This window comes from Streptomyces odontomachicola, from assembly GCF_039605595.1.
GTDB lineage: Bacteria > Actinomycetota > Actinomycetes > Streptomycetales > Streptomycetaceae > Streptomyces.
Genome location: NZ_JBCFOK010000023.1, coordinates 54261 through 69035, shown reverse-complemented (window position 1 = coordinate 69035; position 14775 = coordinate 54261). Strand labels below are relative to the sequence as shown.

At 71.9% G+C, this 14775-nt stretch carries 11 protein-coding genes and 3 tRNA genes; 5 read left to right on the top strand and 9 right to left on the bottom strand.

Going from position 1 to position 14775, the window contains the following annotated elements:
• Positions 1-953: 953 nt before the first annotated feature.
• The 3 genes from ABEE00_RS32240 to ABEE00_RS32230 are packed head-to-tail and all read right to left on the bottom strand — an operon-like array spanning position 954 to position 2225.
• Positions 954-1328 (bottom strand): fluoride efflux transporter FluC, encoded by a 375-nt coding sequence (locus ABEE00_RS32240; protein WP_345749312.1) that lies wholly within the window; start codon positions 1326-1328, stop codon positions 954-956.
• Positions 1325-1855, bottom strand: a complete 531-nt coding sequence (crcB, locus tag ABEE00_RS32235) for a fluoride efflux transporter CrcB (RefSeq protein WP_345749311.1) — start codon at positions 1853-1855, stop codon at positions 1325-1327. The genes ABEE00_RS32240 and crcB overlap by 4 nt, the downstream gene beginning before the upstream one ends.
• 7 nt (positions 1856-1862) lie before the next feature.
• Complete coding sequence (locus ABEE00_RS32230) at positions 1863-2225, bottom strand: metallopeptidase family protein (RefSeq protein WP_345749310.1); 363 nt, start codon at positions 2223-2225, stop codon at positions 1863-1865.
• Between the two features lie 172 nt (positions 2226-2397).
• On the opposite strand from ABEE00_RS32230, the gene ABEE00_RS32225 reads away from it, so the two are divergent.
• From ABEE00_RS32225 to ABEE00_RS32210, 4 genes are all read left to right on the top strand, one after another.
• Positions 2398-4095 carry a metallophosphoesterase family protein gene (locus ABEE00_RS32225; protein WP_345749309.1) on the top strand — a complete coding sequence of 566 codons (1698 nt, stop codon included), beginning with the start codon at positions 2398-2400 and terminating at the stop codon, positions 4093-4095.
• A 165-nt stretch (positions 4096-4260) separates the two neighbouring features.
• Positions 4261-4333, top strand: a tRNA-Glu gene (locus tag ABEE00_RS32220).
• A gap of 38 nt (positions 4334-4371) precedes the next feature.
• Positions 4372-4446, top strand: a tRNA-Asp gene (locus tag ABEE00_RS32215).
• Positions 4447-4466: 20 nt separating this feature from the next.
• Positions 4467-4540 (top strand) — tRNA-Phe (locus ABEE00_RS32210).
• Positions 4541-4637: 97 nt separating this feature from the next.
• Here ABEE00_RS32210 and ABEE00_RS32205 read toward each other — a convergent pair.
• The 6 genes from ABEE00_RS32205 to ABEE00_RS32180 form a co-directional block, all read right to left on the bottom strand.
• Entirely contained in the window at positions 4638-5738 is a 1101-nt protein-coding gene (locus tag ABEE00_RS32205; RefSeq protein WP_345749308.1) for a hypothetical protein, read from the bottom strand.
• A gap of 116 nt (positions 5739-5854) precedes the next feature.
• Complete coding sequence (locus ABEE00_RS32200; protein WP_345749307.1) at positions 5855-7084, bottom strand: ABC transporter permease; 1230 nt, start codon at positions 7082-7084, stop codon at positions 5855-5857.
• Between the two features lie 10 nt (positions 7085-7094).
• Complete coding sequence (locus tag ABEE00_RS32195) at positions 7095-7997, bottom strand: cytochrome c biogenesis CcdA family protein (protein ID WP_345749306.1); 903 nt, start codon at positions 7995-7997, stop codon at positions 7095-7097.
• Complete coding sequence (locus ABEE00_RS32190) at positions 7997-8857, bottom strand: DsbA family protein (protein WP_345749305.1); 861 nt, start codon at positions 8855-8857, stop codon at positions 7997-7999. Before ABEE00_RS32190 ends, ABEE00_RS32195 begins: the two co-directional genes overlap by 1 nt.
• Positions 8858-9014: 157 nt before the next feature.
• Complete coding sequence (locus ABEE00_RS32185; protein ID WP_345749304.1) at positions 9015-9563, bottom strand: hypothetical protein; 549 nt, start codon at positions 9561-9563, stop codon at positions 9015-9017.
• A gap of 96 nt (positions 9564-9659) precedes the next feature.
• A complete protein-coding gene (locus ABEE00_RS32180) occupies positions 9660-10235 on the bottom strand; it encodes a hypothetical protein (RefSeq protein WP_345749303.1) in 576 nt (191 codons plus the stop codon).
• Positions 10236-10517: 282 nt separating this feature from the next.
• On the opposite strand from ABEE00_RS32180, the gene hrpA reads away from it, so the two are divergent.
• On the top strand, positions 10518-14732 hold the full coding sequence (hrpA, locus tag ABEE00_RS32175) for an ATP-dependent RNA helicase HrpA (protein ID WP_345749302.1): 4215 nt from the start codon (positions 10518-10520) through the stop codon (positions 14730-14732).
• The last annotated feature ends 43 nt before the right edge of the window (positions 14733-14775 follow it).

The following is a 14775-nucleotide window of genomic DNA, read 5'->3' as shown; positions in this document are numbered from 1 at the left end:
GGGAAGGGCGCCGGGCAAATGGGATCAAACGATCTAGCAGCATACGCGGCGTCGGCGCCCCCGTGCAAATGAGGGAGGGTATGGGCGCCCACGGCCACGGCACTGCCGGACCACCCATCCCAACATCCACCCTCCGCTCGGCATTCCCCGCCCCGGCACCGAATTCCGCACGGGATTCCGTACGAGGTTCCGTAGGGGATCCCGTACGGGGCGTACGAGCCCCTTCCGGGGCGCCCCTGAGCCGCCGGGCCACCTCCGGGCCGGGGCCGGTCGGGGCCGGGACACCGCCGCCCCTACCGGTCCACAGGGGAGGGCGAGCCGCCCCCGCCCCCTGGGGATTCGGGAGGGGACTCCCCTCCGGGGTCGCCCGAGGGCCCGCCGGACCCCGACGGAGGTTCCGTAGGGGGCGTCGGGGTCGGGCGCGGGGACGAGGGCGGGCGCTCGGGGACACCCGTAGGGGCAGGGCCCTGCGAAGTACGCGGCGGAGTCGGCCTGTTGGGGCTGCGGGACCCCGGATCCGGCCGTCCGGGACCGGCGGGCAGTCCCGTCTCGGGGTTCCGCCCCTCGCGCTGCCCGGAGGGGTTGCCCGTACGGGTAGGGGCTCCCGCGCCCTTCCCCTGCCGGCCCGTGCCCCCGGGGCCGCCCGCCTGGCGCTCCCCCTGCTCCGCCACCGAGGGGCCGCCCCCGTAACCGGTGCCGTCGCCGTCCTGCGCCGCGGTGCCGGGACCGGCGCCCGGGGCCCCCTGACCGGGCAGGCCCTTGCCGTGCACGGTCACGCATCCGGTGGCGGCGGCGAGTATCAGGGCGGTGACGGCGGTGCGGGCAACTGCCCGCGCGCCGTGGGGAGTTGGGAAGGGAGAGCGGGGCACAGCGGGACCTCCTGGCACGTGACCTGGCGCCCGGCGGCAACGAGCAGAACGAACGGGCGCGGAGACGCCGTGCCCAACTCCCGTTCACCCCAACAGGTCACGCGCGACGCTCAGCCCGAGCACCACGCCGCCGAGCCCCACCAGCAGCGAGGCCGCGACATTGGCCGCCGCGAGGAACCGCGCCCCGCGCTCGTACAGCCGCAGCGTCTCGTAGGAGAACGTCGAGTACGTCGTGAAGGCGCCGCACAGGCCCGTACCCAGCAACGACATGCCGCCGGTGCCCAGCGAGCCCGCGTTCGCCGCGCCGGTGAGCGCGCCCAGGAGTACCGAGCCCGCCGCGTTCACCACGAACGTCCCCCAGGGGAAGACGGAGTCGTGCCGCGCCTGCACCGCGCGGTCCAGCAGATACCGCAGCGGCGCGCCGAACGCCGCGCCCAGCATCACGAAAGCCCAGGTCACCGCGTACGCACCACCCATCGCGTGCAGGCGGTTCCGGCCCATACGGCGAGCAGCGCGGCGAGCACGGTGCCGAGCAGGTACGCCGCGGTGACCCCGACGTTCCCCGGACCCTGGTCCAGCAGCCGGGCCACCTCCACCGCGTACGTGGAGAAGGTCGTGAAGCCCCCGAGCACCCCGACACCCAGGAAGGGGCGCGCCAGCGGATGCGCGTGTGCGCCCCTGCCTCCCTCGCTGACCAGCACCATCAGGACGCCGATGAGCAGGCAGCCCACCACGTTCACCGACCACGTGGGCCAGGGGAACCCCTGCGGGTCGGCCGGGAGCGCCAGCGTCACGGCGTACCGCGCGAGGGCGCCCAGCGCGCCGCCCGCCGCGATGGCCGCGAGCACGGTTCCGGTGCGGCGCGGCCCGGCCAGCTCGCCGCGGTGCGCGAGCACATGGAGATCGACATCGGGGTCGACCGCCTCCTCCGCTTCGGGGCCGGCCCGTCCGGCGCCCGTCCTCGTTCCGCGATCCGCCGTGCTCACGCGCCCCTCACCCGTATCCCAGCGCGTGCAGCCGCGCGTCGTCGATGCCGAAGTGGTGGGCGATCTCGTGCACGACGGTCACCTCGACCTCGCGCACGACGAGTTCGCGGTCACCGCCCTCCGCCGCGACCATCCGCAGCGTCGGGCCGCGGTAGACGGTGATCCGGTCGGGCAGTACGCCCGCGTACCACTCGCCCCGCTCGGTGAGCGGGGTGCCCTCGTACAGACCGAGCAGTTCGGGGTCGTCGGCGGGCGGCTCGTCCTCGACGAACACCGCCACGTTGTCCATGAGCCTGGTCAGTTCGGGCGGGATGCGGTCGAGTGCCTGGGCGACCAGCTCCTCGAACTCCTCGCGCGTCATCTCCAGCACCCGGCCATTGTCGTGCACCGCGCCCCGCCACCGCAGTACGGGCCCACGCCCCGCACGGGCCCGGGCGCCCCCTAGGGGCAGGGTTCCCCTAAGGGCAGGGGCCTCCCGGGGGTGCCGGCGCACCGGGGCGTTCCCCGCATAGACCCCCACCCGTAAGGGCATACGGGGCCTCATGGCCCGCGATGCGAGCAAGCCGCGCATACCGCCCCAACCGCTCCGCGCCGCCTGGTCCCTCCCCGCAGCGGCGGTCACCGGCGCCGTCCGCCGGCTGCGCCGGTTACCGGCCGCGCTGCTGCGCCGCTACCGCTCGCACCACTCGCCCCCGACGGTCTCGCTGACCCACACCCCGCACCCCTACTGGAGGGCCACCGGGCTCGCCGCGGTCACCCTGCTCGGGGCCTGGCTCGGGCTGCTGATCGTGGGCAGCGTCCACACGCCGGTCGGCCCCGTGGACACCTCGATGACGCTCCGGCCGTCCTTCACCGGCGGCACCAAGGTCAACGTCTCCCCGCTCGGCGCCCTCGAACTGCGCAGCCACCACGCGCCGATCCGGCTCGACGTGGACGTGGACCAGATCGACCAGGAGCGCGCCGCCGTCCTGGTCGACCACCCCGAGCGCATCCGCGGCCTGCAGTCCGAGATCACCTCCGACGTGGAGGACGGCACGGCCTCGCTCGCGCTGCGCTCCGCCGTCGCCGTGGTGTCCGGGGCCACCGCGCTGGGCCTCGCGGTGTACCGCCGCCCGCGCCGCGCCCTCGCCGCCGGCGGCCTGGCGCTCGCGCTGCTCACGGCGTCCGGGGCCACCGCGTACGCGACCTGGAATCCGGACTCGGTGCTGGAGCCGAAGTTCTCCGGTCTGCTGGCCAGCGCGCCCTCGCTGGTCGGCAGCGCCCGCAACATCGTCAGCGACTTCGACGTCTACCAGCAGGAACTCGCCCGCCTCGTGGGCAACGTCTCCAAGCTGTACGAGACGACCTCCACGCTCCCCACATACCAGCCGAACCCCGGCACCACCCGGGTCCTGCACGTCTCCGACATCCACCTCAACCCGGGCTCCTGGCGGATCATCCGCTCCCTGGTCAGGCAGTACGACATCGACGTGATCGTCGACTCGGGGGACACCATGGACCACGGCACCGAGGCGGAGAACGGCTTCCTGAAGCCGGTCCCGAAGCTCGGTGCCCCTTACGTCTGGGTCCGGGGCAACCACGACTCGCTCACCACCCAGGACGCCGTGAAGAAGCTCGGCGGACGCAACGGCAGGGTCCATGTGCTGGACAGCGGCGTCCCCGTGAACGTGGCCGGGCTCCGCTTCGCCGGCTGGGGCGACCCGCAGTTCACCCCGGACCGCTCGGTCGTGCCGCAGGGCGATCCGGCGGAGCGGCGGGACGGCAGGAAGCTGGCGGACACGCTGCGCGCCCAGAAGGCCAACGGCACCCCCGTGGACATCGCCGTCGGCCACAACCCGGTGCTCGCCAAGCAGACCGACGGGCTGGTCCCGCTGGCGCTGGCAGGGCACACCCACAAGCGCAGCACCGAGAAGCTGCCCAGGGGCACCCGGCTGATGATCGAGGGCACCACGGGCGGCGGCGGGCTGCGCGCCGTGGAGAAGCAGCAGCCGCAGAAGGTGCAGGCGTCCGTCCTCTACCTGGACCGGAAGACCGACCGCCTCCAGGCATGGGACAACATCACGCTCGGCGGGCTCGGCCTGTCCTCGGCCGAGGTGGCCCGGCACCTGCCGGCGGAGGCCAAGCCCGGACGCCACACGCCGACCCCGACACCGACCCCGTCAGGGTCCTCCCCGGGCTCGTCCCCTACGGGTCCGCCGGGACCCAACTCCCCTACGGGCAGCCCGAGTCCGACGCCCTGAGCCATCCCGTACGGGGCGCGCCGGAGGAGCCGGGGGCGCCCGGTGCGGGAGCGCTCCGAAGGGGTACGGGGAAAGCGTTTTGGCGAACGGTCCCGGTATCCCATATGCTTCTCACGTCCCCGACGCGCTGACGAAGCGAAACGGAAGCGCCCAGGTGGGCCATCAGCCCTCATCGTCTAGTGGCCCAGGACGCCGCCCTTTCAAGGCGGTAGCACGGGTTCGAATCCCGTTGGGGGCACGCACAACCTGTGCGAGACTAGGTCCCGCACAACGCTTGGTCCTGTGGAGCAGTTTGGAGTGCTCGCCACCCTGTCAAGGTGGAGGCCGCGGGTTCAAATCCCGTCAGGACCGCTGCGATCGCGAGATCGCGTGGCTGGGTAGCTCAGTTGGTACGAGCGTCCGCCTGAAAAGCGGAAGGTCGCCGGTTCGACCCCGGCCCCAGCCACCGCAGCACTTGGCCCGGCAGAGAGATCTGCCGGGCCAAGTGCTTTTTCACGCCCTGGGGGACGTGCCCTAGGGGCAGGGCCCTGCCCCTAGGGGTCCTACTCGTACATCACGTACTCCGGCTCGGGCTTCAGCTTCAGGACCTCGTCGGGGTCCATCAGGCGGCTGCCGCCCTCGGTGTCCTCGTCGTAGAAGAGCTTGAAGCCGGTGTGCACGCCCTTGGGCAGGTCCTTCACCAGGTGGCGCCAGGTGCCCCGCTTCATGCCCGGGGTGCCGATGCCGTCGGCGCTCTTGATCATGGCGACGCCCGGGGTGGGGCGCAGCTTGTCCTGGTCGGGGACCACGGAGACGGCGACCTGGTGGAAGACGAACGGCTTCTCCGGGAGGTCGTTCTCCTCGACGACCTTCGAGAGGTAGCGGGACACCTCGTTCAGTTCGGAGCCGCTGGTGCTCCCGTAGGTGTTGCCCGGGACCTCGCCGGGGCCCATGTCCCACTCGGGGTCCAGGGCGACGCCCACGTCGGGGTGGACCAGCCAGTCGTGGAGGGCCTTCACCTCGTCGAGCATCGTCGCGCGGCCCGGCTGGATGTTCAGGAGCAGCATCCCGTCGTGCTTGCGGGCCAGTTCGTGGAAGCGGCGGACGGTGTCGTCGGCGGTGCGGCTGCGGTACTTGCCGTCAGGTCCTGGCGCCGAGTTGGTGACCGTGGAGAGGAGCTCGAAGACCGGCATGGGCTCGCGCTTGCCCGCGTACTCGCGCGCCTTCTTCTCGACCTCCTTGGCCCGTTCCTCCAGGTCGCCGGTGCCGAGCTTGCCCAGGGCCTCGGCGCCGGGCAGACCGCAGTAGCCGACCAGCCGGTAGTGCGGGAACAACGCGCGGCCGCCGCGCGGCAGTTGGGGCTTCTTCTTCGTACGGCTCGGGGACGGGCTCGGGGAGGCGGAGCCGCCGGGGGAGGAACCCCCCGAGGGGTTCTTCGGCTCCGCGCCGGCGCTGCCGTCGGCGCGTTCGGTGCCGCAGGCGCTCAGCAGGCCGAGCCCGGCGGCAGCGGAGGCGGCGAGCAGCGCGCGGCGGCCCGTACGGGTTTCCCCTGGGGGTGAGGCGTGCGGGATGAAGGCGGTCGTGCCCGGCGGGGGTTCCCCGCCGTGGCCGTCCCGCGTGCGGGGTGCGTCTTCCCCCCTGGTCCTGCCGGATTCTCGGCGCACCGTTTCCCTCCGTTCGGCCGGTCTGCCTGACTCCTGTCCGGGGCGCTTGTCCACGCACCTGCCAGGCAAAACGCCCCGGATGACCCGGAGCGCCCGCGACCCACCGTACGGTCAGGTCAGCTTCCGCTTGGGGCCGCCGCATGGGCGCCCGCCGTACGTCCGCCCGGATGGCGGTGCCGCCAGGTCCAGAAGACCGCGCAGGACACCAACGCCCAGGCCGCGAGCACCAGATATGGCTGTAGGTGCTGATGTCCGGGGAAGTAGACGGCGGTGTGCTGGGCGTTCACGGAGGCGCCGGGCGGGAGCCAGCGGCCGATGGTGCCCAGGACGGAGGGGAGCAGCGGCCAGGAGACGGCGCCGCCGGACGAGGGGTTGCCGAGCAGCACCATCAGGCCCCAGGTGGGGATCATGGCCCACCTGCCGAAGAGGGTGTTGAACATCGTGAAGACCATTCCCGACGTGAACATGGTCAGCGAGAGGATCATCCACGAGTGCACGAACGGCAGGTGGAGAGCGCCGAGCAGCCAGTCCACGACCGCCGCGATCACGAAGCCGCCCAGCAGCGCGTACGCGATCGTGAAGCCGATCCGCTCCAGCGGGGCCAGCGCGCGGGCGTGCACGCTGAGCTGGATCGCGCCGACGAAGCCGATGATCACGGCCGCGAGTGAGATGTAGAACACCGAGAGGCCGCGGGGGTCGCCGGTGTTCAGCGGCTTCAGGTCCTTCACCGCGACCTGCACGCCGGCCTTCTTCCCCACCTGTGGACCGGCCTGCTGGAGCACCTGCGCGACCGAGGCGCCGGACGCGCTGGAGATATCCATTTCGACCCGGCTGTCTCCCTTCACCCGCAGGACGGCGAAGACCCGCTGCTCCTCGATGTCCTGCTCGGCGCGCTGGTAGGTGGAGTAGTGGTGCAGCTTGAGCGAGGATCCGAGGGCCTTCTCCATGCCCTGGATGAAGGTGCGCGACTCCTTCTGGCTCGACGCCTTGCCGACCACCGCGACGGGTACGTGGTGCGGCGTCGGGTCGGCCATCGCGTACGTGTAGGAGCCGGCGAACAGGCCCGCGGCCGCGCCGAGGATCAGCATCAGGACCAGCGCGGGCAGGTACGGCGACTTCTTGAACGAGCGCCACTTCTCGGCGCCGGTGGGCAGCCGTCCGTGCGCCCCGTGGGGGTGTTCCCCGTCGGGGTTCTCCCCGTGAGGGTTCTCCCCGTCAGGGTGTTCTGAGGGCCGGGGCTCCTCGGGGGCGGACGTACGGGGCGCCCCGGAGGAAGAGCCCGGCGCACGGGTGGCGCCGGACTCCCCTTCCGGGTCCGGCTCGGGGTGCGGGTGCGGCTCGCTCATGGAGCACACCCTAAGTCTGATTTGCCCCGCTTTCTCCGGCTGGGACGCCCTCGTCCTCCGCCGGTGTGCGCTCGTCCTCCGCCGGTGTGCCGCTGCTCTGCCGCCGCTGCCGTACCCAGCGGACCAGCAGCACCACGGCGACCACCGCCACCAGGGCCGCCAGCAGCGCGCCGTCCGGGACGGCGGAACCGGCGCGCTTCGCCCACTCCTCGGCGGTGAACGCGCCGTCCACATTGGTGAGTCCGGGCAGCGAGGCCGCCCCGTCGAAGACGAGGAAGAGCACGCCGAGTACGAGGAAGAAGAGGCCGGAGAGGAGGGAGGTGGTGTGCAGCCGCAGCCGGCCCAGGGTGAAGCCCCGACCGCGGAGCCAGCGGCGTTTGCCCAGGTCGAAGCGTTCCCACAGCAGCGCGAGCAGGAACAGCGGGACCGCCATGCCCAGCGCGTACACCGCCAGCAGCAGCCCGCCGTACACCGGGTTGCCGCTCACCGCCGCCACCGTGAGCACGCTGCCCAGGATGGGACCCGCGCAGAAACCGGCCAGGCCGTAGACCGCGCCGAGTGCGTACACCGAGAGGCCGCTGGTCGGGCGGATGCGCCCGGACGCCTGCTGGAGGCTCTTCGGCGCGAAGCCCATGCCCAGGATCTGCACGAGCCCGAGCGCGATGATCAGCCAGCCGCCGACCGAGATCAGCAGGTCACGGTGCCCGTAGAAGAGCCGCCCGGCGAAGGATCCGGCCGCGCCCAGCGGTACGAGGGTGGTGGCGAGGCCGAGGTAGAAGACGCCGGTGCGGGCGAGCAGCTTGCCCGTGTTGGTGATCGAGTACGCGAAGAAGGCGGGCAGCAGCAGGGCACTGCACGGGCTGAGCAGCGCCAGCAGCCCGCCGAGGAAGGCCGCGAAGTAACCGACGTCCATCACTCGCCGCCCTTACCGGAGCCGCCCTTGTCCGAGCCGCCGTCCTTCTTCTTCGCCTCGGCGAGCGCGGCGTCGATGGTGTCGGTGAAGACCTGGTCGGGCTGGGCGCCCGCGATCGGGCGGCCGTTGATCAGGAACGCCGGGGTGGCGGCGGCGCCCAGGCTGTACGCCTCGTTCTGGTCCTTGGCGAGGAGCCGCTGCGCGCCCTTGCTCTTCCGGTCGCGGTCGAAGCGGTCCAGGTCCTCGATGCCCGCCTGCTTGGCGATGTCGTGCAGGTGGCCGTCGGTGAAGGAGTTCTTCTCGTTGCCCTCGTCCGCGTACACGGCCTTGTAGAACTGCCAGAAGCGGCCCTGCTCACCGGCCGCCCAGCCGGCCAGCGCGGCGCGGTTCGAGCCCTCGCCGAAGACCGGGAAGTTGCGCCACTCGATGCGCAGCAGGCCCTTGTCGATGTACTTCTTCTCCAGCGCGGGCTCGGTGTCCCGGGCGAACTTCCCGCAGAACGAGCAGCCGAAGTCGGCGTACTCGATCATCACGACCGGGGCGTCCTTCTTGCCCCGCGCCATGGGGTCGTTCGCGTCCCGGCGCGCGAGCTTCATCAGGGCCGGGTCGCCGGGGGCCTCGTCGCCGCCCTCGACGGTGGCGTTCTCGTTGCCGGTGGCCGAGGTGTCCTTGCCGCCGGAACCGCTGCCGCCGCCGTTCACCATGTACTGCGACAGCCACCCGGCGAGCAGCGCGACGACGGCGACCGTGACCCCGATGATCAGGCCCTTGCGGGACTTGGGTGAGGAGTCGGCGGAGGGCTTGGCCGAGGACTTGGTTGAGGGCTTGGCTGAGGACTTCGTGGGCTTGGTCGAGCTCATGGGATTCTCCTGGAATGAGAACGCTGAGCAGCTCGGGGCTGCTCTGAGTAACTGAAGGAAGAGAACGAGGAGTTGACCCCTAGGGGAGCCGAACCCCTAGGGGCAGGGGCCACCCCTAAGGGGCAGGGCCCCTGGGGGCAGGGGCGCATCGCGCCGCTCAGCCCCGCGCCGGCACCCCGCACGCCGTCTCGCCCGCGAGCCTGCGCACCGTGGCCGCCGCGAGCAGCGCCAGGGAGACCACGGCGAGCAGCGGCTGCAACGGCTGCCACACGGTCAGGGCACCCGAGGTGCCGAGCGCGAGGAGCACGAGCTTGTTGCACACCGGGCAGCCCACGGCGAAGAAGCCGAGCAGCCCGCCGACGGCGCCGAAGCGCCCGGGCCGCCGGTCCTCCGCCGGCTCCTCCGGCCCCTCGGAGCCGCCGCCCCGCCCCGTACGGATGTACGTGGCGAGCAGCAGCCCGGCGAGGACGGCGGTGGCGGCGAGCACCGGGTAGGCCCACCACGGGGTGGGCACGGAGCGGCCGAAGAACGGGTTCGGCACCACGGCGGTGGGCAGTCCCACGGCGAGCGCGGTGAGGGCGGCGGCGCCGGCGGCGAGGGCCCAGCGCGAGAGCGGCCAGGCCACGACGGCCCGCGCGGCGAGCCGCAGCGAGGACACCGCGCCCGCGGCGGCGCTGCGCGCGCCGGAACGCATGACAGTGCGCATGCGGAATGACTCCTGTCCTGATGACGGGTGGAGGCGGACGGAGCGGCACCCCCGTGGCACGCGCGGCGCGCACGGGTGGGGTGCCGTCCGGCGCATCTACACGCGCAGGACGGAGAGTTCCGCAGGCGAGGGCGGAGGTATGGGGGACGGCCCCGGCACCGGCAGTCTCGACTGGGCCGCGGCGTGTGCGAGGTGTGACTCGGGGAGGGGGCACACGGTGAGCGCGGGCAGCACGTTCTGCTGGGAGGCGCTGGGTGTGGCCGGGACGGTGCCGTTGGTGCCGCCCTGCTGCTTGTGGCACCCCGGCATGCCGTCGGGGTCGCCCTCGGCGACGGCGGCGCGCAGGGCGTGCGCGGAGTCTCCGTACCCCGAATCGACGGAAGCGGCGGCGGTCTTGGACCCGCGCTCGGAGGCAGCGGAAGCGGGGGCGCCAGGCGCGGAGTCCGCTGACGCGGAAGGCGAGGAAGCGGAGGCCGAGGCAGCCGCAGGCGCCGAAGCCGCCGGCGCGGAGGCGGAAGACGAAGAAGCGGGTGCGGCCGCAGAAGCAGCACCCGGCGTGGACGCCGAAGCGGAAGCCGCAGTCCCGGACTGCTGGAACAGCACCCCGCACGCCACCACCAGCAGCCCCACCAGCACGGCGGCGATGCGCCGTCGCGGTGCGCTGCTGTCCATCACCGGCCGCCTCTCCTCATTCCTCACGTCCTGGTCCCGGCCCAGCCTAACGGTGCCCTCGGACACCGCCCCGTACGGCCGCGAAGGCGCAGGTCCGAGGCGCCTCGGCGCACACCCGCGGAGTCGGCGCGAAGCCCACGCGGACCCAGCACGAAGCCCACGCGAAGCCCGCACGGCCCCCGCCCGAACCCCGTACGAAGGCCCCATGGAGCCCCCGAGGAGGCGGAGCGGAGCGCAAACCGTTCGCCACGCCGATCCGCGAGGTGAGATCCTGGGCCAGGTATGTCGACTTCCACGCCCCTTTCCGCCGCCGCTCTCCGCGAGCGCCTGCCCGAGCTGATGCTGCGCGACCGTACGCGCCTCGCCCGCAGGCTGGAGGGTGCGCGGAAGATCCGTAAGCCCGAGGCGCGGGACGCCGTGCTCGCGGAGATCTCCGACGCCATGGACGAGTCCGAGCTGCGGGTCGCCTCCCGCCGCGAGGCCGTGCCGGCGATCGCCTATCCCGAACAGCTCCCGGTCAGCGAGAAGAAGGACGCGATCCTCGAGGCGATACGGGACAACCAGGTCGTGATCGTGGCCGGCGAGACCGGCTCGGGCAAGACCACCCAGATCCCCAAGATCTGCCTGGAGCTGGGCCGCGGCGTGCACGGATTCGTCGGCCACACCCAGCCCCGCCGCATCGCCGCGCGCACGGTCGCCGAGCGGATCGCCGAGGAGCTGGACACCCCGCTCGGCGAGGCCGTCGGCTGGAAGGTCCGCTTCACCGACCAGGTCGGCGAGAACACGCTGGTCAAGCTCATGACCGACGGCATCCTGCTGGCCGAGATCCAGCAGGACCGCGAGCTGCGGCAGTACGACACGCTCATCATCGACGAGGCGCACGAGCGCAGCCTCAACATCGACTTCCTGCTGGGCTACCTCGCCCAACTGCTGCCCCGCCGCCCCGACCTGAAGGTCGTCATCACCTCGGCGACCATCGACCCGGAGCGCTTCGCCCGCCACTTCGGCCGCTTCGCCACGGTGGGTACGGAGTCCGGGCGCGGGACCGAGCAGCAGTCCGGGCAGGCACCGAAGCAGCGGGCCGAAGCCGAGGCCGAGCACCAGGCCGAGCCGGCGACCAAGCCGAAGCCGCAGGACACCGAGGGCGCGGACAGCCCCGCCGCCCCCATCGTCGAGGTCTCGGGCCGCACGTATCCGGTCGAGGTGCGCTACCGCCCCCTCCTGGAGGCCGAGTCCGACACCCCGGACCGCGACCAGATCACCGCGATCTGCGAGGCCGTGGACGAGCTGCGCGGCGAGGGCCCGGGCGACATCCTGGTCTTCCTCTCCGGCGAGCGGGAGATCCGCGACACCGCCGACGCCCTCACCAAGCGCAAGCTCCCGCAGACCGAGGTCCTCCCCCTCTACGCGCGGCTGTCGCACGCCGAGCAGCACCGCGTCTTCCAGCGGCACAGCGGCAGACGGATCGTTCTGGCGACGAACGTGGCGGAGACCTCCCTCACCGTCCCCGGGATCAAGTACGTGATCGACCCGGGCACCGCGCGCATCTCCCGCTACAGCCACCGCACCAAGGTGCAGCGGCTCCCGATCGAGCCGGTCAGCCAGGCCAGCGCCAACCAGCGCAAGGGCCGCTGCGGCCGCACGTCGGACGGCATCTGCATCCGGCTGTATTCGGAGGAGGACTTCCTCTCCCGCCCCGAGTTCACCGACGCGGAGATCCTCCGTACGAATCTGGCCTCGGTGATCCTGCAGATGACGGCGGCGGGGCTCGGCGACATCGAGAAGTTCCCCTTCATCGACCCGCCGGACCACCGCAGCATCAAGGCCGGCATCCAGCTCCTGGAGGAGCTGCACGCGCTCGACACCCGGCAGAAGGATCCCAAGAAGCGGCTGACCGGCACGGGACGCAAGCTGGCACAGCTCCCGGTCGACCCGCGGCTGGCCCGGATGGTCCTGGAGGCCGAGCAGAACGGTTGCGTTCGCGAAGTCATGGTCATCGCGGCGGCCCTCTCCATCCAGGATCCGCGCGAGCGCCCGTCCGAGAAGCAGCAGCAGGCCGACCAGCAGCACGCCCGCTTCAAGGACGAGACCAGCGACTTCCTCGCGCTGCTCAATCTGTGGCGCTATGTGCGCGAGCAGCAGAAGGCGCTCTCCACCTCGGCCTTCCGCCGCATGTGCAAGTCGGAGTTCCTCAACTACCTGCGCATACGCGAGTGGCAGGACATCTACACCCAACTCCGGCAGGTCGCGAAGCAGTTGGGCCTCCAGCTCAACTCCGGCGACCAGGAGCCCGACGGCAACCGCGTACACCAGTCGCTGCTGGCCGGGCTGCTTTCGCACATCGGGGTCAAGGAGGGCGAGAAGAACGAGTATCTGGGCGCCCGCGGCACCAAGTTCGCGGTCTTCCCCGGCTCCGCGCTCTTCAAGAAGCAGCCGCGCTGGGTGATGTCGGCCGAGCTGGTCGAGACGTCCAAGCTCTGGGCCAGGGTGAACGCGAAGATCGAGCCCGACTGGGTCGAGCCGCTCGCCGAGCACCTGGTGAAGCGCACCTACAGCGAGCCGCACTGGGAGCAGAAGCAGGCCGCGGTGATGGCGTACGAGAAGGTGACGCTCTACGGCGTGCCCATCGTGCCCGCCCGCAAGGTCAACTACGGGCGGATCGACCCCGAGACCTCCCGCGACCTGTTCATCCGCAACGCGCTGGTGGAGGGCGACTGGCGCACCCACCACCAGTTCTTCCAGGACAACAGGAAGCTGCTGGGCGAGGTCGAGGAGCTGGAGCACCGCGCGCGGCGCCGGGACATCCTGGTCGACGACGAGACGCTGTACGACTTCTACGACCAGCGCGTACCCGAACACGTCGTATCCGGCGCCCACTTCGACTCCTGGTGGAAGAAGAAGCGCCGCGAAGAGCCGGACCTGCTCAACTTCGAGAAGTCCATGCTCATCAACGAGCAGGCGCAGCAGGTCACCGAGGCCGACTACCCGGACACCTGGCAGCAGGGCGAGCTCCGCTTCACGGTGACCTACCAGTTCGAGCCCGGCGCCGACGCGGACGGCGTGACCGTGCACATCCCGCTCCAGGTGCTCAACCAGGTCGCCGACGAGGGCTTCGACTGGCAGATCCCGGGCCTGCGCGCGGACTTGGTGACCGAGCTGATCCGCGCGCTCCCCAAGCCCGTCCGACGCCACTGCGTGCCGGCGCCCGACTACGCGCGGCGCTTCCTCGCGGCGGCGCAGTCCCAGGCGGCACAGCCCCGGCAGGAGCCGCTGACGGTCACGCTCGCGCGCGAGCTCAAGCGGATGACCGGCGTGCAGGTCGGCGCGGAGGACTTCGACCTGGCCAAGGTCCCCGACCACCTGCGGATCACGTTCAGGGTCGTGGACGAGCGGCAGCGCAAGCTCGCCGAGTCCAAGGACCTGGAGGACCTGCGGCACCGGCTGCGCAGCCGCACCCAGGAAGCGATCAACAAGGCGTTCGCGTCCTCCGAGCGCTCCCGCGCCCGCAAGGGCGCGAAGGGCGGCAAGAGCGCCGCACAGGCCAACGAGGCGCCGCAGAGCGGCGGTTCGGGTCCGGCGGACGCCCCCGACTCCCTGACAGGGCGTACGGGGCTGACCTCCTGGACGCTCGGCAGCCTCCCCCGCACGTTCGAGACCCGCCGCGCCGGCCAGCCGGTCAAGGCGTATCCGGCCCTCGCCGACGACGGCCAGGGAACCGACACCGTCTCCGTACGGCTCTTCGACACCGAGGCCGAGCAGCAGCGCGCGATGTGGCGCGGCACCCGCAAGCTGATCCTGCGCAACATCCCCTCGGACCCGGCCAAGTTCGCCGCGTCGAAGATGTCCAACCCGCAGAAGCTGGCGCTCTCCCGCTCCCCGCACGGCAGCGTGCAGGCGCTCTTCGAGGACTGCGTGACGGCCTCGGCCGACCACCTGATCGGCGTGCACGGCGGCCCCGCCTGGGACGAGGAGTCCTTCCGCAAGCTCTTCGACGCGGTACGGACCGACCTGGTGGACGCCACCCTGCGCACCGTGAAGCAGGTCCAGGAGGTGCTGGCCGCCTGGCACTCCTGCGAGCAGCGGCTGCGCGGGCTCAACAGCCCGGTGCTGCTCTCCTCGGTGCAGGACGTGCGCCGGCAGCTCGACGAGCTGGTCTGCCCGGGCTTCGTGACCAAGCACGGCGCGGGCCGGCTGCCCGATCTGCTGCGCTATCTGGTGGCCGTGGACCGGCGCCTCCAGCAGCTCCCCAACAACGCCGAGCGGGACCGCTCCCGGATGGCCAAGGTGCAGGAGATGCGCGACGAGTACCTGTGGCTGCTGGAGCAGTTCCCGCAGGGCAGGCCCGTCCCGCAGGCCGCGCTGGACATCCGCTGGATGATCGAGGAACTCCGGGTCAGCTACTTCGCGCACGCCCTCGGCACGGCGTATCCGGTCTCCGACAAACGCATCATGAAGGCCGTGGACGCGGTGGCGCCGCCGGGCGCCGCAGGGTCGTGACGGCCGTAACGGGTCAGTCACGCAACGTGAGTTCGCCTCGGCG